Genomic DNA, 24,653 nt, shown 5'->3' with positions numbered 1-24,653 from the left:
TACATTATTAATACAATATTTCAATGTATCAACCATGGGACTAAGTAAGATTTTAGTTGAATTTTAAGATTAATTTAATTTTCAATTTAAGGGCTTTAGGCCTTAGAATTATTTGAAGGCTTCCTAGGATTCACCCAACACAATCTGGTTCGAAATTGTCAAATTGTTTTTAATCAGAAAGTAAATGTCACTGTTTTCTCTAGCTGAAGAATTACAAAAATCTACCGTTATCATTTCCAAGCATTATCAATCAAATTTAAAAGAATAAATGTCCGCATCTTTTAAATAGATCCTCATCTTAACAGGTTTTCCAGCTAACTTGGTTAGATCTTTGGATTTGTTCCAATAAACTGTTCTGGAAATTTCATTGCCTATGATAGGCTGACATTCCTCCATTGAGTATCCGGGCAACTTATTGCCACCTTCGTCCAATAATTCAATTAGTATTTCTCCGGCAGCAGAGGTTGAATAATTCAATTCCAAGGTACCACCTTCAAATATAAACGGCTTGGTAATCAATTCTCCACCATTAAATCCGGTAGACAAAGAGGCAAAACCATCCAATCTCATGGAGTATCTTCTAAGGTGTGCAGTAGGCTGGGCATAATCTTGATTTACATAGACAGACATTTCCGTAGGACCGGTTTGCACAATGTTTAAAGCAGGATAATTGGACCTGGAAACCCAGTTTTGCAAACCAATACCGGGTTTAATAAAAGATTCCATAAACTGCCTTTGATAAGCTCCTCCACCTCTTGAGGACATCAATATCGCATCAGAGCAATCATTATAATACTTGGGGTTTACTCCCAATTGCTTGGCTTCCTCGTCGTTAACTACTTTCCTGTTGGGCATAAATCGAGCACCTATGGCCAAATAAATATGAGGTGCACGAAAGTAAGGACTAGTTTGTTGGGTATACAAATGCTCATAAGGAGTGTTTCCAAAACTCATTTGAACAGGGCTTGTCCAATTGATAAAATCCTTTGAGGTCGTTCTTCCAACCGAGCGAAAGCCCGTGTAACCATCCCCTGTCCAAGTCCGGAAATAACATACGTATTGCGCTTCACTAGCAGACCAAAAAACTACATTTTGAGAATCAAATACCCCCTCGCTAAAAACAGGCTCCTCCTGCAACTTCTTCCATTCTTTTCCATCTGCAGAAACATAGGCCACCAAGCCACTTTTTTTAGTACCGCCTAAGGCCTTGTATTTTTGGGAGCTTTTGGCCAAGGGGTTGCTATCCACAAATGGGCTGAAATTATGGGTAACCGGTGCAGCATTCGCCAATATTACATTGTTTTTTTTGGTTCCTTTCACCGTGAATAGTTTTAGATCCGGCTTGACCCAATTAATACCATCTTTGGATTCAGCATAACAGGTTACCTCTGCATCATTCCCATCACTGCCTGCTTCGGGCACCCCTCTATAATAGGCCCTATAGGTATCCCCATCCTTAATGACTGTGAAATAAGCTGAAAATGCACCTTCCCAAGGCTTTTCAAACCTTATCACTTCTCCTTGATCAATTGGTTCATGCAAAGTCAATTCAGCCCCCTCTAACTTTTCTATCAGGTAATCATCTACAAACAACTCCCGGTTTGTGCCAATATTAGGGATTTGAGCCAATGCCAAACTTTGAACAAAAAGGAATAAGGCAAATAGTGTGTTTTTCTTTAATACCAACATTTTAATAAAATCTAAATGAGTAAATTTCTGCGTCTTTCAAATATATTTTCATTCTGACAGCCATGCCGGAAAGCTTGGAAACATTGGTAGATTTATTCCAATATACCATCCTCGATAGCTCGTTTCCTATAATTGGCTGACATTCTTCTTTGGAAAAGCCCGGGATTATATTACCATTTTCATCAAGCAATTCCACATATATCTCACCTGCAGCAGAAGTGGAATAATTTAACTCCAAGGCATTGCCTTCAAAAACAAAAGGCTTGGTAATCATTTCCCCACCGGCATATCCGGAAGACAGGGAGGCAAAGCCATCCAATCTTATACTGTATCTTCTTAAATGAGCGGTAGACTGTGCATAATCCTGATTTACATATATAGACATTTCATGGGGACTGGTTTGAACCACGTTTAAAGCCGGATAATTGGTCCGTGAAACCCAATTGTTTAAACCTATACCAGGCCTGATAAAGGACTCCATAAAATAACGATTGTAAAGATTCCCTCCTCTGGAAGTCATCAAAAAAGCATCTGAACAGGCCTTATAATAATTAGGGTCAATCCCCATTTCAGTAGCTTGTCCATCAGTCAAAACCTGTTTGTCCGGCATAAACCTAGCTCCAACGGCTAAATATAATTGAGGAGCCCTAAAATAAGGGCTTGTCTGTTGTGTATATATATGTTCCAAAGGAGCAGAACCAAAGGTCATGGCAATCCCTTTATCCCACGATTTAAAATCAGTAGAAGTAGCCCTGCTTACCGACCTAAATCCTGAGTCAGTAGATCTGAAGAATACCAAGTATTTATTCTCAGTAGTGGACCAAAAACTTACATTTTGAGAGTCAAGATTACCCTCCTGCAAAACTGGCTTATCTTGGATTTTAACCCAATGTATCCCATCTGCTGATGAAAGGGCATATAAACCGGTAGCTTGTTTTCCGGCTAATGCTTTGAACTTCTCTTCAGCCTTTGCATTAGGGTTTGTATCCAGAAAAGGAGTGAAATTCGGGGTTAACTCTTCATCAACCAAAATCACGTTGTTGTCTTTCGATCCTTTAATTTCATGAATGCCCAAATTTGGTTTGTACCAATCAATGCCATCTTTGGATTCTGCATAACAGGTCAACCTTTGATTATTTCCCTCTACCACATCAGGCAAACCACGATAATAAGCTCTAAAAACTCCTTGATCATGGATAATTGTTGTGTAGGTCGAAAATTTCCCTTCCCAAGGTTTATCTAAATAAAAGGCAACTCCCTCATCTATTGGCGCATGCATTTTCAAGCTTGCCCCATCTAGTTGATCAATCAAAAAATCATCTACAAATAACTCCCTATTGCTCCCAATGAACGCGTGCTGGGAAAAACCCTGATAACTAATTGGAATAAGCAACAACAATATAAACCAATTAACTTTAGCCATGAGACAATAAATTTTAAGAATTAAAACAATGTATTAAAGGCGAACACTAAAGTTATACTATGGGATAGGCAATTCCTCCTACTTTTATATATTATTTCAATACAATTTTGCAGAAGAATTATCTGTGAACGGTTCATTGGCCAAACCGAAGAATAAACTATAACATAAAAATGACCAATCAAGATCACATACGGGGAAGAGTTCTAGGATACTTTTACATTGAAATCCAACAATAGTATGCCTTATAAAAAACAAGATCCAGCTATGTAAAAAAATGTCAGAGGTTTTACCGGATACAGCCCCAATTTCTTATCGCATTGGGTGGTGAAAAAAAAAAATAAATTTTGGCAATAAAAATCCCTTACAAACGAAGTTGCTCTATCAAACCCAACTTCATTTATTCTAACGTAAGCATTTAATTCATAAAGTTACTCCATTTCCTTTCTTAGGATAAACTTTGCCTTTACCAGCTGATTTTTCACGGTATTTTTTGAAATCATCAAAAGGTCGGCAATTTCATTGTAGGACTTTTTCTCAAAATAGTTCATTTCCAAAATCTGTCTTCTCTTGGGAGACAGGTTTCGAATAATTTGTTCCATCTTGGTCAATTGTTCCTCCTTTACCTGGGCACAATCATCTTCTTGCTGATGAACTCTTTCCCAAAACTGCTCTTTCAAAGTTTTGTTTTTGTTTAAGGCCTTGAGGTAGTCAAAGATTTCATTTTTCACCGAAGTAAAAACATAAGAATTAAAATTTAATTCCGGTTTAATGTTTTTCCTCCTTTTAAGAATTTTCATGAATACCTCATGGTAGATATTCTCAGCTTCCTGTTCATCCTTAATTATGGAAACACTGAAGCGAATTACAGGTACTCTGTAATATTGGTAAATTTTTTCAAAGGCTTTTCTATCGCCATTTCGAAAACCATCCATTACTTTTTTGTCAGGCTGCTCCATATTCCAAGTATTTATGTTTTGATAAAGTATTTAGAGACCAAATAGAATATGTAAATCCTATTTGGCCTTCTAATTATTTATGAATATCAAGGAATAAATTGGTAATTTCTGCGCAAATCACGTATTTAAATCTTCATTTTGCGAAAAATGAGAATTCGCTAATAATTGTAAATGAATGGATTATGATTTTTTTTATAAAAATTTAATGAATTGATTACAAAATTTGTCTAAATATTACCCCAAAATTAAAATTGTGTTATATTATCATACATTAAGTTTTTATTCTATATTTTTTATGTACTACAGAATTATTAGATCGAAGAATTAACACTTTTCAAAAGCATTAAAAAAAGCAAATATTCTGAAAACCAACAAATATTTAGAATAAAATTCTTTTCTAACTATCTCAAACTAGCCGAACCATACAAATCATACGCTTAACCTTAGAAAATCAAAATAAAATTTATTTTTTATTTCGATTCTCGCAACTCCCATACTTTTGGAGACACCGAAACGGATCTACTACCTTTACCTGTATTATCAAATACCTTTAATATTATTTCCTCATTAATTTCTATAGGTCCTGTATAGACAGTTGAAGCCATGGTCGGTTCTGTTCCATCAGTGGTATATCGTATTTCCAATCCGGGGAAATTTACATTGGCATGTAGTTTACCATCCAAAACTTTCGCCCCCGGAGGAGCCACACGATAGTTTAATCCTCCATTCCACCATTTCAGTTTTGGAAAAGCCGTTTGACCTACTTTATTGGCGAATTCATTCCAGCCTTTAGTAATTTTTTGGTCCATTTTTTCCAAGTCAGGTTCTTTTTCCCATTCTCGTTCAGCTGCCCAAGCACTCTCTGCAAAACCAAGCATCTTAGGAAACATATAATATTCTGCCATTTCAGGGCCTTTTACTGTTTCTGTCCAAAGCTGTGCCTCCAGCCCTATAATATTATTTTTCGCGGCAGGGTCAATCCTAACCATATCTTTGAAATCCTTCTCTCTATCAATAATTTCCCCCATGCTGGTTTTATAAGTAGTCTTGAACCAATCATAAGGAGCAAAAGCCCAAGCATTCTTGGTATTGACAAAGCCTGCCCAATACAGGCCCGGCTCTTCGGGGTCATTGCTATAGGCCAGGTCAAAGTAAAAGTTTGACACATTACATAACACTACTTCATAGCCCATATTGGCCAGTTGGTACCCAAGATCAGGATAATCAAACATATTGTTCCATATATAAGGCACCACATTTTTACCCGCAAATTCCGGATTGGGTATATAGACGCCTGATTCGTCTTTCAACAGTACCATCTCTTCCCATACATGCATTTCCAATCCCCTATCTGCCAGCTTATCCAATAAGGTGCTAAAAAAGTAAGTTTGAAGGTTCTTTGGATCATTGATTTCAGGCAAGCTTTCTAAAAGCTTCTTGGCTTGAGGTGAGGCTGTCCATGCACCTTCCGCCACTTCATCTCCTCCTGAATGCATTTTTTTGAGTTCCAAGCCGGCATCTTCATACATCTTTGCCAACTCATCCACTACTTTAAGGTAAAAATCGTAGGTTGAGGCGCTAGCCACATTGACCACATTGTCTTTGAATGACTGTGCAGACATGTATTCAGATTGATCTTCCGGATCTACTAAGCGGTATGCTTCCGCCTCTTCTTTCTTTCCCTCTTCCATCAACCTCAAATACCTTCTTTCCATGGATTTGATGGCTGCACGAGCATGACCTGGAAAGTTAAGCACAGGAATCACCGTTATATGGCGCGCTTTTGCATATTCTAGAATATCTACAAATTCTTCTCTACTATAAAATCCACTTCCATTCTTTCCTTCTTCATAAGCAAATGGCCCTGATCCATAGCCCGGATGAACTACAGGATCATCCATGCTTTGGGTATGTTCTCTTTGTCCACCCACTTCTGTCAATTCCGGCAAGCCGGGGATTTCCACTCTCCATCCTTCATCCTCCGTAGTATAAAATAGGAAATGATTTAACTTATAGTGGGACATGATGTCCAATGTCTTTTTAATGGTCTCTTTGGATTGAAAATTTCTGGCCACATCCATGTGTAAACTTCTGAAACCAAACCTTGGCGCATCAGCAATACTTATATAAGGTAAAGTCAATGGCAATTTTTGAGTTAGATAGGCTTCATTGCCTAAAAGGGCCAATAAACTTTGTAATCCATAAAACACCCCTGCAGGATCACTTCCTGAAATAGAAACGCCACTTTGGTCAATTGCCAATTGATAGGCTTCTTCTTCTTTTCCATTCACCTCTATATCTGCAAGCTTCAATACAATCTCGGAATGATCCCCACTTACCTCTTCAATTGAAAACTTTTCTCCTGTAAGTTCACTTAATTTATTACCAAGGTATTCGGCCTCATTGGATAATCCCTTTTCAAAACCAATTGATAGGGCTTTATCGATTGTATAAATGCCCTCTCTTTTATTTACTTGAAAGGGAGTAGGGATAATAGGTAACAAATCTTCATTTTCCAATTTCTCCAATTGGGAATTGCTTTCATATTGACTCGCGGCAGAATAAGGTGCTTCCTTATCCATGGCCCCTCTCAAACGTTGCTGATCCTCCAAAAACGGTTTGACCTCTACATTATTTACTGCAACTATTTCTTCAGACAACCCATTTTCTTCATAAAAGACAAAATACATCCCCATAGGAGCATCTGCTTCTTTGATCACACCTTCTATCCCTACGTAAGGAATTTCTATCCGCTCGCCGGGGGCCAAAGAGAAACCTTCGATAGGACTTATTTTATACCAATCTCCATTGATATGGGTAATGTCTGCATTTTCAGTTGAGACAATCCCTCTGGGTGACATACTAAAAAATAATGCCCAGTCTTTTTCACCTAGCGAATAATTGCTTTGATTTTCAATTCCAAAAACAGCCTCGAACTGTCCCTCCTCGGCTGTGAAGTTGGTTTTTAATTCCCAATCGATATAAATATTTTCAACTGCTTCATTCCAATTGGGAGATGTTTGGCAGGCAAAAAACCCATTTATAATAATTAAAAAGGTAAAGATCTGAGTGATTTTATTCATAATTAAAATGTTTAAGTAGCCTTATTATTACACCTTATGGTATTAAATTGACTATTAAATAAAAAAAATATATTGTATGAAGCCTACAATTACAAGATTGATATCTCTGGATGCGCTCCGGGGATTTACCATTGCCGCCATGATTCTAGTGAATTACCCCGGATCATGGAGCCATGTATATCCACCCTTACTGCATGCAGAATGGCATGGAATGACAATGACAGATTTTATTTTTCCATTCTTCATTTTTATGGTAGGTGTTTCTGTGGCTTTCGCATATTCTAAGAGATTGGATGAAGGGGTGCCAAAAGCCGGCATGTATAAAAAAATTATCATTCGTGCCATAAAGCTTTTTGTTTTAGGAATTTTTCTAAACCTCATTCCGGATTTTGATTTTTCCCATATGCGCATCGCAGGGGTTTTACAAAGGATTTCAATTGTCTTTTTGGCAAGTTCGTTTCTTTTTTTAAATGTAGGTTGGAAAAAGCAAGCTTACCTAGGTGGTGGTATCCTTGTGTTTTACTGGCTCTGCATGACCTTGATTCCAACACCGGACGAGGGAGTTGTTATGTTAGAACCCGGAAGAAACCTTGCTGCTTGGATTGACCGCATGTTTTTACCGGGTAAAATGTGGGAAGGAAGTTGGGATCCTGAAGGTTTTTTCTCTACTCTCCCTGCCATAGTAACGGGTATTTTAGGGCTTTTGGCCGGAAGGATTCTATTGTCCAATTTCAATGAAAATTTGAAATCAAATTACCTTATGTCAATTGGACTTGTGCTTGTTCTGATCGGTTTACTTTGGGCTCAAGTTTTCCCTATCAACAAGCATCTTTGGACCAGTTCCTTCACACTGATAACGGGGGGAGCAGGTTTTATTGGTTTAGGAGCAAGCTATTTCTTGGTAGATATTCTTGGTAAAAAGAAAGGCACCTCTGTTGGGATCATTTTCGGTGCCAATGCTATTTCTGTATATGTATTAGCAGATGTATTGTCCTTGGTATTTTATGGATTTGAAATTGGAGGTCAATCACTTAACGCACACTTTTTAGACCTGTTCACAGGAATTGGGTTGCCCGTTAATCTGGTGAGCATGCTGTATGCAATTTTGTTTGTAATGATCAATTTTATACCGGCTTACATCCTGTACAAGAAAAAAATCTTTATTAAATTATAATTCAATGATAACCCGTAACCTTTGTTTTTATTGTCGACTATTGTTCTTCTTTTGTTTGCCGCTAACTGTTTTTAGCCAAACAGGCAGCATTCATGAGCCGGTGCGGTATATTGGAGGAGAGAGCATTGATCCTGACCTTCATGAAGGAAGATTAAGGTATGCTATTGGTGTGGACAGCAGACAAACGTTACGGGTTAATAGAACCAAGCCCGGACTGGCAGATAACCATGGCTGGACTTACAACCACGCTTCTAATTTGGCTTATTGGAAGGGGACATTTTATCAACAATACTTAAGCAATCCTGTTGATGAACACATTGCCCCCGGACAAACCTTAATGATCACTTCTAAAGATGGCAGAAAATGGTCCAAACCGGAAGTAATTTTCCCTCCTTATGCTCCACCTGCCGGTGTCCAAATCCCTGAAGGGTATGATGGCTATATGATGCATCAACGGATGGGTTTCTATGTCAGTAAAAATGGCAAATTACTCACCCTTGCTTTTTATGGACATACAGAAGATCCATTTGAAATGGGTGGTATCGGAAGAGTAGTGAGAGAGGTAAAAGAAGATGGTAGTTATGGGCCAATCTATTTTATTCGGTACAATAGCCATACCCAATGGGATGAGACCAACACCTCTTATCCATTTTATAAAACATCCACGGACGAAGCTTTTGTTGCCGCCTGTGAAGAGTTATTGGCCAATACCCTGATTACCCTACAATGGAGGGATGAAGATAATGGCCTTGATGGCTTCTATACAGGCAAACGTGGAGGGGAAGCATTTTCTTATTATTCTAGAAAGGATGGTGCCATCGTAGGTTTTTGGAAAAGATCCGCCACCGCCTTGTCAACAGATGGAGGAAAACACTTTTCTAACCCTGTCAAGGCAGAAACGCTTACCATGGCCGGTGGTAAAATATGGGCACAGCAAACCGAAGACAATCGCTATGCCTTAATCTATAATCCCATAAAAATTGATGAATACAGGTACCCGCTTATAGTCGTCAGCTCTGATGACGGAATTATTTTTGATGACATGGTTTTGGTGCAAGGGGAAGTCCCTCCACGAAGATTTTACGGTAGATGGAAAGATTTTGGTCCTTGTTATGTCAGAGGTATTGTTGAAGGAAATGGGAACCCTCCGGGTGATGACATGTGGCTTACTTACAGCATGAATAAAGAAGACATGTGGGTAAGTAAAGTGCCAACTCCTATCAGGTATGCGGTACATGGTCCGGTAAAAGATGACTTCGACCAACTTACTGACAATGGAGCCATTCCCAATTGGAATATCTATTCCCCTCGATGGGCACCGGTAAATATTGTCACCTCACCTATAAACTCAGGCATGGCCTTAGCACTTTCTGACGAAGACCCTTATGATTACGCAAGGGCCATCAGGGTATTTGAAACCAGCCAAAACATTGAAATAGGTTGGGATTTTATGGTGCCGGACACCAATAAAGGCATGATGGAGATGGACATTACAGATCAATTTGGCAACCGGCCTATCCGCTTAAAATTAACAGCATCCGGAGATTTAATATACCATGAAGGACATCAAGAAGTAAATCTCGGACCCATCGATCATAACAAATGGCATAGCCTAAAATTGGACCTGCATGCAGGTATTAATGGGCATTATGACTTGTATTGGAACGATGCGTTGATTGCAAAAAAGATACCGCTAACTGTGGCTGTGAAATCAGTAGAAAGGATTTCATTCAGGACCGGCCCCTACAGGGATCTCCCCAATAGAAAAACACCCAATGAAGACCCTGAGCCGCCATTACCGGGATCAGATTCTAAAGTGCCTTTGGGCAAATTTTATGTAGACAATGTTTTTGCTCTGCCAAAAAGGTAAAAGTTAATGGGGAAGTCGATCCCTTCAGCTATATCAATGAAGAGGGTAAGAATTTAAAGTTTTGACAATTGATTCCCTTTGGTACCAATCATTGTAAACCAAGGTTACTTGATCAAAATACTGTGTCCCAAAATTAAAATTTTTATAGGCATCGATCAAAGAAAACACCTTGTCTATATCTTCAATTGGTTTTGTAAACCTGACCAGGGTACTGTGGGCCGCAACCAATTTGTATCGCTTGTCCAAGGATTGCTCAACATTTGAGGTGGCAAAGGATTCCCTCAAATTTTGCCTAAAATTCTTTAAGTATTCATTCAGGGGAAAACCCTTGACCATCAAGCAAGAAGGAGACGCAAAAACTCCTTCAAATTTAATTTCAATCTTCCGGATGCCTTTCAGTGAATTTTTTATCAGTTGATCATAGACACTCAAGTCCAGCTTTTCCAAAGAGAAGCCTTCATAACAGGAAATAATGGGCATTATGGTGAGGTGGAGATCAGAAGGCGGATAAAAATATTGACCTGAAAGCACAGTTCTACCTTCGGAAATAAATCCATTTAAAGCCTTCAAAATCGTCGGATTAGGCCTTAGCAATAGGGTTAACCCTCTTCTACGGTCATTTGGATTGTTCAGTTCAACATCTAAAGAAAAACCTTCCTTCCTAACAGTGGAAAGAGTTGAATTATGCAGGGTGGCGTAATGGTTTTTAAGCCCCATTATTCTGAATCGTATTTTCTAAAGATCAATTGCAGCAATTCCATCACCTCCTCGGAATGGATGTCCCAGTTTAGGCTTTTCACAAAACTATGGTTCAGCAAATCAATGGCCTCATAAAAGCTTTCAGTCGCATCCAGTTCAATGATGGCTTGTTCCATCAAGTCTGGGTTGCCTTGGAATAACCTTTTCGTAAACATGATACGCTGATTGATCCCCATTCCCTCTTTCAGTTGCGCAATACTTCCTTTCATATAGGGGTTTTCCTCCGCATCAAATTTGGCCCAAACAATAGCCGGGTCTATGGTCTCCATGGATTCCTTTTCAGTAGCATCCCCTGCCTGTTGTTCTCCTTCAGTTTCTTTATCTTCGATGATATAATGCGTAGAAACTACTTTTTCTTCTTCAATGACTTCGGGTTCCACTTGGGCTTCAATGGTCTCCGGTGCCTCTGTAACCAAACGATTAAAATCCAGTGGCAGTATTTCTTGGAAAGGTTCAAGCAAAGCCACAGGTTGCATGGACTCATCTGCTTCTTTTTCGAAACCCTCATACAGTTTTTGCTTCCAAAAAAGATTACCCGGATCAGCAGCCAAGTCATCTGCTGCGGGCTCCCAAGCTACCCGATGCCATTTGATATACTTCTTTAATTCCTTTATCTGAGAAGCATGATCTTTGGTCACATCATCTAATGTTTGTTCCATAAATGAAACAGGCTCTATAGCCAATCGAAGGGTCTTGGTAACAGCCTTGGTCAACAAAGGCTCAAAATCTGATTTTTCAATACTTATAGCCCTTGATAGCACATTCATAAAAGTAGCCAAAGCTTCTTGTACCTTACTGTCACTGTAATCAAAATAAGGGTTTTGGGAAAACGAGTCAACTTGTTTTTGCCAATCCACAAAAAGCTCCCTAATTATCATTAAATTAAGTTGGGTAGAAGCGCTTAATTCTATAATTTCTTGCCCACTGATTCTTTTTTGATGGTTAAAATGATTTTCACAGATTTTTTTTGAAAAATCTTTGGAATAACTGTCAATATAATCCTGATCTAATGTCATTTGTTTTGCCATGTTACTTGTTTCCCCACCTATTTCACTAGGGTAAAGTTATGTAATTTATTCTTTAAATAAAGTCGCAGGGTAAAATGTAAAGCTCAAAATTAAGTGCTACAAATTTCAATAAATCTGCAGCAGTCGAGCTCTTCCTATAGCCTACTCATACCCAATAGTTTAATAGATCATTTGATTTTTTTCTCTAAGTGCAATCTCAATGATCTTTAGCATTAATCAGCCTATTTTAGAACAGCATTTAATCTACCATTAGCTCAATTTGGTTAATCCCACCATCAAGCAAGGTCGATTTAATTGAAAAGGCATTTACTTGGCATAATTTTATTAATAAATATAAATCCATTAATTTCGTATGCTTAAATTTAAGGAGGCCTTATTCAATCTATACTGAAGGCACCTTTTGAAGTATTGACTTTTTACCTTATCCAGAAATTATGTTTATTGAGCCATCGCTAGGAAAAACCGGCAAATCCGGACCAAAAGGACAGCTAGAAGTAATCTGTGGCTCAATGTTTTCCGGCAAAACCGAGGAGTTGATCAGAAGGCTAAACAGGGCGTTAATTGCCAAACAAAGGGTGGAGATTTTCAAACCGGCCATTGATAAAAGGTATGATGAGAACAATGTGGTTTCCCACAATGAAAACATAATACGTTCCACCCCTGTCCAATTTGCCGATGACATTTTACTTCTTGCGGGAAATTGTGATGTAGTAGGCATTGATGAGGTCCAGTTTTTTGATGCCCAAATAATACCGGTGGTAGAGCAATTGGCAAAGAACGGCATAAGGGTAATTGTTGCCGGCTTGGATATGGATTTTGAAGGCAAACCGTTTGAACCCATGCCTCAATTATTGGCCATAGCAGAATATGTTACAAAGGTACATGCGATCTGCATGAAATGTGGAGACCTTGCTTCTTATAGTTACCGACTTTCGGGAGAAAAGTCCAAAGTTATGTTGGGAGAAAAGGAAAGCTATGAAGCCCGCTGCCGAAAGTGTTTTTATAACCTGTAAATAGCCGGCTGATGCTAAAAAAAACTACAGGAATTGTAATCGGGTACACCAAATACAGAGAAACTTCGATTATTACTAAGATTTTCACTCGTGAATTGGGGCTGAAATCCTATGTAGTGAATGGTGTTAGATCAAGCAAATCCTCTTCTAAAGTCGCCCTTTTTCAACCATTATCACTGGTTGATTTGGTGGTTTATGACAAAGAAAATGCAAACATTCACAGAATATCGGAAATAAAATCAGACTTAAGTTTCCAACGCATTCCTTTTGATTTTATTCGATCAGGCATCAGTATGTTTATGGCCGAGGTACTTGGTAAAGTTGTCTTTGACAACTACCAAAATGAGTTGCTTTTTGATCATTTAAAAGTAAAAATTTTATCCCTTGATGCAGAGCAATACCAACCCGGACTTTTTGCACTTTACTTTCTGATAAGCACTTCCCGTTATTTGGGTTTTGAACCGGAAGATGCCAAAGACTTTTTTTTACAATTGCCTGTTGATCAAACAGGAAGTAATTATAATAGTAAAATACAATGCTTAAATCAACTGTTAGATGAAGAACCTCATACCTTCCCAATGGTCCCGGGAATCATCAAAAGGCAATTGTTAGATGACTGGATCTTGTTTTATAAAATTCATATTGACGGGTTTGGGGAAATAAAATCGCTCCCCGTTTTGAGGACTCTTCTCTCCTAAATCAATGGGTTTTAAAAGCTTATTGAATTTGGATGTTACGCGTATAACTTGAAAACACCCCATCTAGCTCTTTCCCGCTATTGGCATCTATTAAACTAACCTTTAAACGATGTACTCCCTTTGAGAGATTTTCTATTTTCACACTTGCAATCTCATTTAGGGTATAAACAGCATCATCTACTTCAACATGAACTTCCACCCCATCACTTTCCAGTCCTCCTCCCAAGTATAGGAAGTCTACCACCACCGGTACATCAGAAGGATAAACCTGGGCCTCATTGGGAAGGTGAAGAATTAAATAAGGTGCATCCTCCTCCGGAAATGGCTTAGAACCTCCAACAGTGAAATCACGGGCTGAATAATTCCCGTATTCCTTCAAAGCAAAACCCTCCTCATTAAGTAAATAAGCTACTGCACGGTAAGTTCCTTTGTTCAGGTCCAACTGAAAATTTGGTTGGGAATAAGGTTTAGAGGTCCCTCCATTTAGAGAAAGCATCAAAGGATTCTTCTGGCCCAAACCGTGATTTCTAATGTTAAAAGAAAAGGCCACCTTACCAATTTCAAAATCTTCATTCCCAAAAGGATTGTATATATCAAGCATTGCATCCGGGTTCATATTGGGCTGAAACTTCTCAAAAACCGGAGGTTCCACCATTTGTTCTTCTGCTGACAATTGCCCTTCATTTTGCTGAACAGTTGAGCTTTCGGTCTTGTTGGTTGAAGAATCACAAGATATCATCAAAACCAATCCAAAAGCTGCACCTAAAAACTTAAACCAATAATTCATACTTGATTGTTTATAAAAGGCAAACGAGTTTGTCACCTTTTCTATTTTAATTTATTGGAAATTACTATGAAGAAACCTTACTTTTGATCCCGGGCTTTGTCTCGAAAGCAGAAACCATGGTTATTTTACAAATAAAGTCCCATTTGAGTTTCTATTAAAGAATCAAAAATCAAAGGTATTTATTTTTAACAATAAAAAAATTACCTTGCATTAAACTTAAAAATCAAATGAGCGATATTTTATTTGAAGAAGTTCCCTGCCTAGACTTGGCCGATTTTATCTCCGGTAATAAGAGTAAAAAAGCTGCATTTGTTAGCAAATTGGGAGAAGCCTATGAAAACATTGGTTTTGTTTCAATAAAAAACCATGGGCTTGACCAAGCCATGCAAGATGAGTTGTATGCGGCCATCCAAAACTTTTTCTCACTACCTGATGAAAAAAAATCCAAGTATGAAAAGCCAGAAATAGGCTTTCAAAGGGGATATACCGGCAAAGGAAAAGAGCATGCCAAAGGCAGAAATACAGGTGATTTAAAAGAATTTTATCATGTAGGCCAACCTCTTGACCAAATATCCAATGATGACCATGTAAAAGAAGAGTATGTCGCTAATATATGGCCAAAAGAAATCCCCGGTTACAAGGACATTTCAATAAAGGTCTTTCAAACCCTTGAAGCCGCAGGAAGGATTATGCTTCAAGCCATCGCATTGAATTTAGGACTTAAGGAAAATTATTTTGATAGTAAAATAGAAAACGGCAATTCTATCCTTCGCTCAATCCATTATTTCCCAATCACAGACCCCGATGCAGTACCGGATGATGCTGTAAGAGCAGCAGAACATGGAGACATCAACCTAATCACCCTGCTGATGGGAGCCAGTGCAGATGGACTGCAAGTCCTAAGAAAAGATGGGAAATGGATTCCAATAACTGCTTTACCGGATCAATTGGTAGTAAATGTTGGAGACATGTTGGAAAGGCTGACCAATAAAAAACTTAAGTCAACCATTCATAGGGTGGTGAACCCACCACGTGAACTGATGAATACTAGTAGGTATTCCATTCCGTTTTTTCTACATCCCAGATCAGAAATGGATCTTAGTTGCCTAGATTCTTGTGTGGATCAAGACCACCCAAAAGCATTTGAAGACTGTACCGCCGGTGAGTTTTTGGACGAAAGACTAAAAGAATTAGGCCTGAAAAAATAAAACTTATTTATGACCACTATCAGGAAGGTAAGGTATTATATATATCTAAAAGATGTGCTCATACTTTCTCTGACAGCCTTTGGGGGGCCGCAGGTATTTTTGGCCATGGTCATCGATATAATGGTTAATAAAAGGAGGTATATCACCGAAAAGGACTTGCTGGAACTGAATGCTCTCTGCCTTGTCTTGCCCGGTCCCACTTCCACCCAGACTATCTCAGCCATCGGCTTTAGGGTAGGTGGACCCAATCTTGCCTACCTTTCCTTATTGGTATGGATACTTCCAGCCACCCTGCTGATGATCAGTACGGCCTTTTTAATAGAATACCTGCAGTCCCATACAGAAGGTGAATTAAGTTTTGCAAAATTCATTCAACCCATGGCCATAGGTTATATCATTTATGCCTCTCAAATCACCATTAAAAAAATGATCCACTCTGTGGAGGCAGCTATTTTAATGATGATTTCAGCCTTCATCGCTTTCTTTTATAATTCCCCCTTTATTTTTCCGGTCATGCTGGTTATCGGAGGCCTAATCACTACCCATAATTATAATAAACAACCGATCATTGAAGAAAAATCTGAGATAAAGATCTCTTGGGACAATTTTATTGTCTGGGCAACAGTGTTAATTGTAGCAGCTGTGTTGGGACATTATACAAGAATTTTACCCATAAGGCTGTTTGAAAATTTTTATAGAAACGGTTCCCTGATATTTGGAGGAGGGCAGGTTTTGGTCCCCTATTTATACACTGAGTTTGTTGAGTTTAAAAACTACTTGAGCTCCGAAGAATTCCTTACCGGCTATGCAATATCCCAAAGTATCCCGGGACCAACATTTAGTATTAGCTCCTACATCGGTGCATTGTCCATGCGTGAATGGGGAGCAGCAGGAATGATCACAGGGGGACTGGTTGCTGCTGCAGGAATCTTTCTCCCCGGAACTTTTCTTATCTTCTTTGTGATTCGATTTTGGGATGGATTAAAAAAATACAGGCCAGTAAGGGCTGCCTTAGAAGGCATCAATGCGGTGAGTTGTGGCATGTTGATCGCTGCTGCCTACCTTTTGTTCGAACCCATGGAAAACAATTTCATCAATATAATAATCATTATCGGCACCTATATTCTTTTGAGATATAGTAAAATTCCTTCTCCGCTAATCATCGTCCTAGGTGTAGGCATAGGCCTAATTTATCAGTGGATCTTAAATAGCTTCTAGACAGCGCAAAAAAACCATTGCTACCAATAAACATTCAATAATTTCACGCTATTGCTGACCGATGTGAATAATGCTTTAGGAATAAGAAAATATAAACCGCAATACCAAGGGGAATAAACCCACTCAAGGCTAACAAACTTTCATGGTAATAAGGTAAAACATGCCAGGAATGCCATGTGGAAATTCCTTGGGAAAACAAGATCAACTCGGAACCTATAAAGCCAATAAAAAAAGGAATAACTGCCCATTTAAATTGCTGATTAAAGGCGACTGAGGTTTGATTTTTGAAAAAAGAATACAATAAATAAGCAGAAAATAAGCCCAACATATTGAGGTGGATAAAACCAATAATTGTTGTGCGTAAGGAAACAGCAAGATCAGCCATATCCGGAAATATTAGCAAAGCTTGAGCAACTACCCTAACCATCCCTACAATAAAGGCCAGCAATAAAAATGAATGGGCCGCAGGGAGCCTAGTTAGGTTAAACCTAAAATCCTTTTTTAATAAAAGAATTGCCCCCAAAGCCAATAACTGTAACACAACTCCTATAAAATTAATACCAAAAGCCCAATTCCATCGGTAAGCCCAAAATAAAATCAAGGCAAAGCTAAGGACTTGACTGAGGCACATTAAGAAATAAAAGCGTTGAAAACCAAATGGTGAAAATTTAGGCTTAAAATCATTTATTATCAAGGCCAAAACTCCGAACAAAAGCCAACCATTGAATTGAAAGTGGAGGTAAAACTGTATGGCTACCTGATAGAGAACTCCTCCCCCTCCTCCATTAGCCATGATCACAGCTACAGCCCAAACTCCACAAGTAGAAATCAAAAGGAAGAGCAATGCTGTTCTTAACAAAAGGGTAATTTGAAAGCTTTCCTTTCGATGGTCGTTCCATACCCGGTATACAAATACATAACTCAAAACTATGTGAATTGAGGAAAAAAATATTGAAAATCCTGCATAGCCCTGCAGGGGAAAAGAGAGCATCATTCCAACCACTGAAAATTGTGTCAACCAAAATAGCCGGGTATAAATAGCTTTTGAAGCTTTCTCTTTATCCAAAAGGCGTCCATGAATTAAAACAAATAAACCCAGATATAGCCAACCCAATAGTGCCAAATGGGAATGTCCATGCAGCATGTTTTTATATTCCATCCAATATAAATCCCATACAAATGCAGCCCGGAGCAATAAACCCATTAAGGCAGCAATAAAAAAGTTAATCAATGAAATTAGTAGCCAAGATTTTCTCATTTACCTCTTGATTTTATTTTATGAGTTTGGGAAAAATGTTTGTATTCCCTCCCTAATTCCCAAGCTATTCTCTAAAACAAAGCTACCCATATTTTAAGATAATTTTATCTTTTATTAGATTGAAAATGCAGCATTGATACTAGACAAGAGACATTTAAACACCTAACACCATACAAAAATCGCTTATTTACATTCGGTTAAAAAAAATTTCATCTTAGAAAAACTGACCTAAATACTAAATAATCATTCTTAAAAGTATTGAAAACAAATTTTATATGTTTACATTTGTAGAACAAATTTCAAATATGTAGAATGAAGTTATCTAAGTCCGAAGAAAAGTTAATGGAGCTGATCTGGTCCAACCAACCCATATTCATGAAGGAGCTATTGGAGATTATCCCGGCACCTAAACCTGCTCCAAGCACAGTGGCAACGCTATTGAAACGTATGCAACAAAAAGGATACGTTGGGTTCAAGTTGTTTGGTAATTCTAGACAGTATTATGCCCTTGTAGAAAAGCCGGAATATTTTTCAGGACAAGTAAAAACCATCATAAAAGATTTTTTCTCTAATTCACCCCTTCAATTTGCATCCTTTTTCACCAAGAAGGCAGATTTAACTACAGATGAGTTAGAAGAATTAAAAAGACTTGTAGAAACCGAAATTGAAAGGAGAAAAAATTGATGGTGGTTTTGGTTAAATTTATCGGCTGTTCGGCCATTCTCTTTTTGTTCTTTCAACTTTTTCTGGCAGATGAGAAAACATTCACATTGAATCGCTGGCTGCTTTTATCGTTGATTCCTGCGGCCATGCTTGTTCCTTTTATAAGCTTACCCTTGTGGCTACCACAAGAAAGCACTGTAGCTATTAACTATCTTCCCCATGTCCAAAACCATTCTACTCCGGTTGTAACTTCTGTGCCACCAACTCAGGCCATTCCTACTGAATTTTGGTTCCTTTCAGTTCATTTGGCTATTACAACCCTCTTATTCGCTAAGAAAACAAGTGCATTGTTAAAGCTAATCAATTGGACAAAAAAAGCCTCGATTAAACCATTAAAGCAGGCCAACCTTATCCTCTCAGAAAAAGTCATTTCACCTTTCAGTTTCGGAAAGTATGTATTTATGCATCCTTCAACCTATAAAGAAGATTCCGGAAGAACGGAAATGATCATAAAGCACGAACTCATCCATATCGCTCAAAAACACCATATAGACTTGGCATTAATGGAATTTATATCGGTGATATGCTGGTTCAACCCTATTGTATTTATGGTAAAGAAAGCCATGGTCCTAAATCATGAATACCTAGCCGATCAAGGCGTAAAAGATGCGGTGCATCCTATTAAATACAAAAAACTACTGTTAAGCCTTACTGTCCCAAACAACCCTTTGTTATGGACAAGTGCAATCTCTTCTTCCACCTTAAAACACCGATTAACCATGTTAAACAAACCATTAAAAGAGAAGACCTTGCGTCTTCGAATCGTCTATTTCAGTTTATCAACATTAATGATCGTTACAGGTTTTTCATTGAAAATCCATGCCCACCAGCCTAAACTTGATTCTTATGATAGACCAACACAATTAGAGAAACACCAAAATGCCCCATTAGATAGACTGCCTGAATTCAAGGGCGGAATGGCGGCTTTCACAAAATACGCCAATAATGAAGCGAAGTACCCACTACATGCAAGAAAAAAAGGTAAAGAGGGGCAGGTTTTGCTCCAGTTTGTGGTAGAGAAAGATGGTTCATTAACGAATGTATATGTTAACTCGGGTATTGAAACTGGTTTTGAGTTTTTGGCTGAAAGGATAATAAAAAACGCACCTGATTTCAACCCCGGAATACAAAATGGACATCCGGTCCGTGTACAAGTGACATTGCCTATATTTTTTAAACTAAGCAATGTTAAATCCGATACTGACCAACTACCCAAAGGTGAAATAAGCTTTGGAGAAATACTTCCAAATAAAGACGGTTTAAAAGTTGATGCCCACTATTCCAATGGATTATGGACAGGTACTGTAAGAGATCCTAAAGGCGCCACACTTTCCGGGGCAGTTATTGAAGAATACCGTTCTTCATCAGAGGTAGATAAAATTACACCAGTCGGCACCGTAACTAATACAGATGGTCAATTTTCTATAAAAGCTGCTTCATCAACAGTGCTTGTCGTTAGTTATTCAGGGTATAATAACGTAAAGCTTAGAAGGGATTGAACAACAAACCCTAGATAAAAACCAAAACTAAAGTCAGCCATAAAAATACAACTGACAGGATAATGCAAACAATTAAAAATTAAAGTCACTCTATAAAGGTTTCATGTGTATTTACATGAAACCTTTTTTATTGAAGACCAATTTAAAAGGAAAACAACAATTTTATAATTTTGAATTTTAAATTTTAATCACCATTTTACAAGGGTTATACACCTATTTTCAAAATTTAACCCTATCATCACCTTTATAAACAAAACTATTTACAATTTATTAAACTGGGTTTTCAACAAAATACATGATAAAAATCATGATTACTCCTAATTTTTATTTTATAGGACAAATCCATGTCTTACTACCTTTAACCTACTCAATCGCATCAGAATAAGCTTTCAAAAATCACAACCAAAATAAACAATGATTTATCATGGAAATAAAAAAAGTATCAAAATTTAGAGGATATTTTTATCTTTTTATCTTCTTTATTCCGGTAATAATAATTGGCTGTGGAGGCCAAGATTCAGAAAAAAGATACATCCCAAAAAGTGTTACTGATTACGCTAAAACAAAAGTATTTGGGGAAGAGCATGCCTCACTTACTTCACCACCGAATGTTCCTCCCCCCGTAGGAAATAGACCTGCAAAGAAGCTATTTGTGGAAATGGAAATTATTGAAAAGGAAGGAGAAATGGCAGATGGGGTTACTTATATGTATTGGACATTTGGAGGTTCGGTACCAGGTTCTTTCATCAGAACAAGAGTTGGAGACTTGGTACAGTTCACGATCAAAAACCACCCTGACAACAAACTCCCACACAATATAGACTTACATGCCGTAACAGGACAAGGAGGTGGAGCTGAAGCATCTTTTGTTGCTCCGGGTCAAGAGAAGGTATTCTCCTTTAAAGTCATAAATCCGGGTTTATTTGTCTACCACTGTGCTACAGCTCCGGTAGGCATGCACATTGCAAATGGCATGTATGGTTTAATCCTAGTGGAGCCGGAAGGAGGATTGCCACCGGTAGACCGGGAGTTTTATGTTATGCAGGGTGATTTTTACACAGAGGGGAAATTTGGTCAACAAGGTTTGCAGCCATTCAGTATGCAAAAGGCCATTGATGAAAACCCGGATTATGTTGTTTTTAACGGAAATGTCAATGGACTTTCAGGAGACAATAGCATAACTGCTAATGTGGGCGAAAACATAAGAATTTTCTTTGGGAATGGGGGACCAAATCTGGTGTCCTCTTTTCATGTTATTGGAGAAATTTTTGACAAAGTATACCTGGAAGGAGGAGAACAATTCAACCACAATGTTCAAACTACCCTTGTGCCGGCAGGCGGGGCAGCTATTGTCGAGTTCGTAGCTGATGTACCTTCTAATTTGGTATTGGTAGATCACAGCATTTTCAGGGCATTTAACAAAGGTGCTTTAGGCATTTTATCTGTTTCAGGGGAGGAAAATAAGGCCATTTTTGCCGGGGAAATAATGGAAGGAATATACCAACCAGAAGGCAGTGTGATTCAAAACATGCCTAAATCTGAATTGGATATAGAAGCACCGGTTAATTTAAGCAAGGAGGAACAAATCATTGCGGGAAAAAACTTGTACATGCAAGCCTGCTTTGCCTGTCACCAACCAAATGGTGAAGGGGTACCAAATGCCTTTCCTCCCCTTGCAAAATCCGATTATTTGAATGCTGATACTGATCGTGCCATAGATATTTTACTTCATGGTCTCTCCGGGGAGCTGGTCGTAAATGGTAAACCTTACAATAGTATCATGCCGGCACAGCAAATGAATGACACTGAAATAGCCAGTGTTTTAACCTATGTTTACAATAGCTGGGGAAATAATGGAAAAGTGATCACACCTCAAATGGTAAAAGCTAAAAGACAATGAAAAATTGGGCAATAACAGGAGTATTTTTACTGTTAGCTCTTAACGCTATAAGTCAGGATAATGGCATGGTAAAGATAAAGGGGGGTAACTACATCCCCCTTTATGGCAATCCTAATGAAAAGGTACAAGTTGAGGCCTTTTACATAGATGCCTTACCGGTCACCCATGAAGACTACCTTCAATTTGTCAAACAATTTCCTGAATGGAGGAAATCTCAGGTCAAGGGCTTATTCGCTGACAAAAGATACCTGGAAATCTGGAACAGTGATTTGACCTATCCTGGGGCCCTAAAAAACAGCCCTGTAAATCAAGTCTCTTGGTTTGCAGCTAAAGCCTATTGCTCATGCCAAGGAAAAAGACTTCCAACAGTAGATGAATGGGAATTTGTAGCCATGGCCAATGAAGTAAAAGAAGATGCACGAGGAGATAGTTTATACAATTTGGCAATTCTTAGAAGCTATGAAACGCCTAAAACTTATTTACTCAGTGTAGGTAGCAAACCAAGCAATGTCTACGGGGTTCACGATTTACATGGGCTGGTTTGGGAATGGACATTAGACTTCAATTCGATCATCATTACAGGTGAATCCAGAAACAATGGCAACACAGATAAAGGTTTGTTTTGTGCAAGTGGTGCTCTAGGGGCAAATGATTTAATGAACTATGCAGCTTTTATGCGCTATGCCATGCGCTCAAGCCTAAAAGCCAGGTACAGCATGACAAATTTAGGCTTTAGATGTGCTAAGGACCTTAAATAACTAGTCTTGCAAAAATTTTCATTTACTAAAAATGGTATAAAAATGATAAAATACAACACACTATTCATATCCTTATTTGTTTTGCTTCTAGGATGCCAAGAACCATCCGGTAACTCAAAACTCACGCAAGAAGAAGTGAAAGAATTAAATGAAATGTCCATTTACCATTTGCCTAGCAACTGGAACACGCAGGACGGTGAACAAATTTCGTTCAAGGACTTAAAAGGCCATCCTTTGGTAGTGGTAATGATCTACACTTCATGTCAAACAGCTTGTCCCCGGTTGGTGGCCGACATGCGTTTTATCGCTGAAAAAGTAGCTTCTAAACCTAAAAACAAACCCAAATATATACTTGTAAGTATTGATCCCTTAAATGACAGCCCTGAAAAGCTGAAGGATTTTGCTAAAGAAAACAACATGGAAGGAGATCAATGGTTATTTTTACAAGGAACTGAAGATGGTGTTAGAGATTTTGCCAATATTTTATCTGTTAAATATAAAAAAATAAATCCCATGGATTTCTCCCATTCAAATATCATTAGTGTTTTTGACAAGGAGGGCGTTTTACAATACCAGAAAGAAGGTCTAGGATTGGAAAATGATGAAATTATCAACCAAATCCTTAAAATAAGTAAAATCTAAATCCAATAGTTAACAGAAGTTTCCGACAGTGAAAAAGCCACAAGGTGGGTTTGCAACCTTTTAGTGAAATTGGCCTATTATCAAAAGCTAAATAAAATATGGTTAACCTAAAGGGCTAATATTTTTATTCTGGTAATAGGCTATTTTTAATTGAAACATTTCCGCCATTTTAGAAGCTCTCCACATTGCTTCATTGGCCTTGTCACCGAAAAAATTCTCTCGAAGCGTCTCCTGAAACAACATCAACCAACGCTCAAAATGGTTCTGATCTATAGGAAGATTGGCATGGGGAGGAAAAGGACTTCCATAATAGGTATGTTCACTGAGTAAAACCGTCTGCCAAAATTGATACATTTTTTCTAAATGCTTGTCCCAATTGCCTTTTAGTTTCCCTTCAAAAATAGGCCCGATCAATGGGTCTATTCTAACTTTTCCATAAAATAAGTCCACCAATTCTTTTATTTGGGCCAAGGATTTTAAATCCCCTTTTTCATTCTCCAATTTGCAGTGCTATTAAAATTTATACCCCGATAGTGGTCAAAGTAGCTTTTCCTGAGGTCACTTCCTTTGCCAGTTCTTTTATCGTTTTCTCTGAGAGCAATTTAGCTAAATTTTCTCTAATATTTTTATAGTCATCATGAATCGGACAAGGATGTTTTTCAGAACAATGTTTTAGCCCTAACCCGCAGCCTCTAAAAAGTTTATCCCCATCGATCGCTTCAACCAGCGCAAGCAACCTCATGTTCTCCTGCTCCTTGCTTATATAAAACCCTCCATTTGGTCCTTTGGTGGAACTTACTAAATCTTGCTTTGCCAGGGATTGTAAAATCTTCGCTGTAAAGAATTCTGGAGCATCAATCCCCTTACAGATGTCTTTGACACCTAATTTAACCCCATGAGTACTTTTAGACCAAATGTAAATCACTGCCCTGATGCCATATTCACAAGCTTTTGAAAACATAATATT

Annotated in this window: 21 protein-coding genes; 11 read left to right on the top strand and 10 right to left on the bottom strand. The window is 38.2% G+C overall.

Translation table 11 applies throughout. The features are described 5' to 3' along the window. Positions 1-246 precede the first annotated feature (246 nt). The 4 genes from Q4534_RS04630 to Q4534_RS04615 all read right to left on the bottom strand — a co-directional run bounded on the left by Q4534_RS04630 (position 247) and on the right by Q4534_RS04615 (position 7,151). A complete protein-coding gene (locus Q4534_RS04630) occupies positions 247-1,689 on the bottom strand; it encodes a hypothetical protein (protein WP_303612001.1) in 1,443 nt (480 codons plus the stop codon). 1 nt (position 1,690) lies between these two features. Further along, complete coding sequence (locus Q4534_RS04625) at positions 1,691-3,112, bottom strand: hypothetical protein (protein WP_303612000.1); 1,422 nt, start codon at positions 3,110-3,112, stop codon at positions 1,691-1,693. Between the two features lie 428 nt (positions 3,113-3,540). Continuing rightward, positions 3,541-4,068 (bottom strand): RNA polymerase sigma factor, encoded by a 528-nt coding sequence (locus tag Q4534_RS04620; protein ID WP_303611999.1) that lies wholly within the window; start codon positions 4,066-4,068, stop codon positions 3,541-3,543. A 470-nt stretch (positions 4,069-4,538) separates the two neighbouring features. Further along, positions 4,539-7,151: a family 20 glycosylhydrolase gene (locus Q4534_RS04615; RefSeq protein WP_303611998.1), complete on the bottom strand. Its 2,613-nt coding sequence runs from the start codon at positions 7,149-7,151 to the stop codon at positions 4,539-4,541. Positions 7,152-7,227: 76 nt separating this feature from the next. Between Q4534_RS04615 and Q4534_RS04610 the strand changes: the two genes are divergently transcribed. Beyond that, on the top strand, positions 7,228-8,325 hold the full coding sequence (locus Q4534_RS04610) for an acyltransferase family protein (protein WP_303611997.1): 1,098 nt from the start codon (positions 7,228-7,230) through the stop codon (positions 8,323-8,325). A 4-nt stretch (positions 8,326-8,329) separates the two neighbouring features. Next, a complete protein-coding gene (locus Q4534_RS04605; RefSeq protein ID WP_303611996.1) occupies positions 8,330-10,195 on the top strand; it encodes a hypothetical protein in 1,866 nt (621 codons plus the stop codon). 33 nt (positions 10,196-10,228) lie between these two features. On the opposite strand, the gene Q4534_RS04600 is transcribed toward Q4534_RS04605, so the two are convergent. Then, positions 10,229-10,912: a 2'-5' RNA ligase family protein gene (locus Q4534_RS04600; protein ID WP_303611995.1), complete on the bottom strand. Its 684-nt coding sequence runs from the start codon at positions 10,910-10,912 to the stop codon at positions 10,229-10,231. Beyond that, positions 10,912-11,970, bottom strand: a complete 1,059-nt coding sequence (locus Q4534_RS04595; RefSeq protein ID WP_303611994.1) for a hypothetical protein — start codon at positions 11,968-11,970, stop codon at positions 10,912-10,914. The genes Q4534_RS04600 and Q4534_RS04595 overlap by 1 nt, the downstream gene beginning before the upstream one ends. A 446-nt stretch (positions 11,971-12,416) precedes the next feature. On the opposite strand from Q4534_RS04595, the gene Q4534_RS04590 reads away from it, so the two are divergent. Both Q4534_RS04590 and recO read left to right on the top strand, forming a co-directional pair. Next, a complete protein-coding gene (locus Q4534_RS04590; RefSeq protein ID WP_303611993.1) occupies positions 12,417-12,995 on the top strand; it encodes a thymidine kinase in 579 nt (192 codons plus the stop codon). An 11-nt stretch (positions 12,996-13,006) separates the two neighbouring features. After that, entirely contained in the window at positions 13,007-13,693 is a 687-nt protein-coding gene (gene recO, locus Q4534_RS04585) for a DNA repair protein RecO (protein ID WP_303611992.1), read from the top strand. 19 nt (positions 13,694-13,712) lie between these two features. Here recO and Q4534_RS04580 read toward each other — a convergent pair whose 3' ends face one another. Next, on the bottom strand, positions 13,713-14,480 hold the full coding sequence (locus Q4534_RS04580) for a hypothetical protein (RefSeq protein ID WP_303611991.1): 768 nt from the start codon (positions 14,478-14,480) through the stop codon (positions 13,713-13,715). Between the two features lie 227 nt (positions 14,481-14,707). Here Q4534_RS04580 and Q4534_RS04575 point away from each other — a divergent pair, with 227 nt between their 5' ends. Both Q4534_RS04575 and chrA read left to right on the top strand, forming a co-directional pair. Beyond that, a complete protein-coding gene (locus Q4534_RS04575; protein ID WP_303611990.1) occupies positions 14,708-15,688 on the top strand; it encodes an isopenicillin N synthase family oxygenase in 981 nt (326 codons plus the stop codon). A gap of 9 nt (positions 15,689-15,697) precedes the next feature. Next, positions 15,698-16,906 carry a chromate efflux transporter gene (chrA, locus tag Q4534_RS04570; RefSeq protein ID WP_303611989.1) on the top strand — a complete coding sequence of 403 codons (1,209 nt, stop codon included), beginning with the start codon at positions 15,698-15,700 and terminating at the stop codon, positions 16,904-16,906. Between the two features lie 43 nt (positions 16,907-16,949). Here the strand turns inward: chrA and Q4534_RS04565 are convergent, their stop codons facing one another. Then, a complete protein-coding gene (locus Q4534_RS04565) occupies positions 16,950-18,164 on the bottom strand; it encodes a hypothetical protein (protein ID WP_303611988.1) in 1,215 nt (404 codons plus the stop codon). 312 nt (positions 18,165-18,476) lie between these two features. On the opposite strand from Q4534_RS04565, the gene Q4534_RS04560 reads away from it, so the two are divergent. From Q4534_RS04560 to Q4534_RS04540, 5 genes are all read left to right on the top strand, one after another. Continuing rightward, positions 18,477-18,848: a BlaI/MecI/CopY family transcriptional regulator gene (locus Q4534_RS04560; protein ID WP_303611987.1), complete on the top strand. Its 372-nt coding sequence runs from the start codon at positions 18,477-18,479 to the stop codon at positions 18,846-18,848. Continuing rightward, positions 18,848-20,386, top strand: a complete 1,539-nt coding sequence (locus Q4534_RS04555; protein WP_303611986.1) for a M56 family metallopeptidase — start codon at positions 18,848-18,850, stop codon at positions 20,384-20,386. Before Q4534_RS04560 ends, Q4534_RS04555 begins: the two co-directional genes overlap by 1 nt. 424 nt (positions 20,387-20,810) lie before the next feature. Further along, a complete protein-coding gene (nirK, locus tag Q4534_RS04550; protein ID WP_303611985.1) occupies positions 20,811-22,286 on the top strand; it encodes a copper-containing nitrite reductase in 1,476 nt (491 codons plus the stop codon). Beyond that, positions 22,283-23,044 carry an SUMF1/EgtB/PvdO family nonheme iron enzyme gene (locus Q4534_RS04545; protein ID WP_303611984.1) on the top strand — a complete coding sequence of 254 codons (762 nt, stop codon included), beginning with the start codon at positions 22,283-22,285 and terminating at the stop codon, positions 23,042-23,044. The genes nirK and Q4534_RS04545 overlap by 4 nt, the downstream gene beginning before the upstream one ends. Before the next feature lie 42 nt (positions 23,045-23,086). After that, a complete protein-coding gene (locus Q4534_RS04540) occupies positions 23,087-23,686 on the top strand; it encodes an SCO family protein (protein WP_303611983.1) in 600 nt (199 codons plus the stop codon). 102 nt (positions 23,687-23,788) lie between these two features. Here Q4534_RS04540 and Q4534_RS04535 read toward each other — a convergent pair whose 3' ends face one another. Both Q4534_RS04535 and Q4534_RS04530 read right to left on the bottom strand, forming a co-directional pair. Continuing rightward, a complete protein-coding gene (locus Q4534_RS04535; RefSeq protein ID WP_303611982.1) occupies positions 23,789-24,187 on the bottom strand; it encodes a group III truncated hemoglobin in 399 nt (132 codons plus the stop codon). 19 nt (positions 24,188-24,206) lie between these two features. Beyond that, positions 24,207-24,647 (bottom strand): Rrf2 family transcriptional regulator, encoded by a 441-nt coding sequence (locus Q4534_RS04530; protein ID WP_303611981.1) that lies wholly within the window; start codon positions 24,645-24,647, stop codon positions 24,207-24,209. Positions 24,648-24,653: the final 6 nt, after the last annotated feature.

It is taken from the genome of Cyclobacterium sp. 1_MG-2023 (assembly GCF_030546805.1).
Classification (GTDB): domain Bacteria; phylum Bacteroidota; class Bacteroidia; order Cytophagales; family Cyclobacteriaceae; genus Cyclobacterium.
The sequence above is the reverse complement of the archived record's forward strand: the minus strand, read 5'-3'. Positions and strand labels throughout refer to the sequence as shown.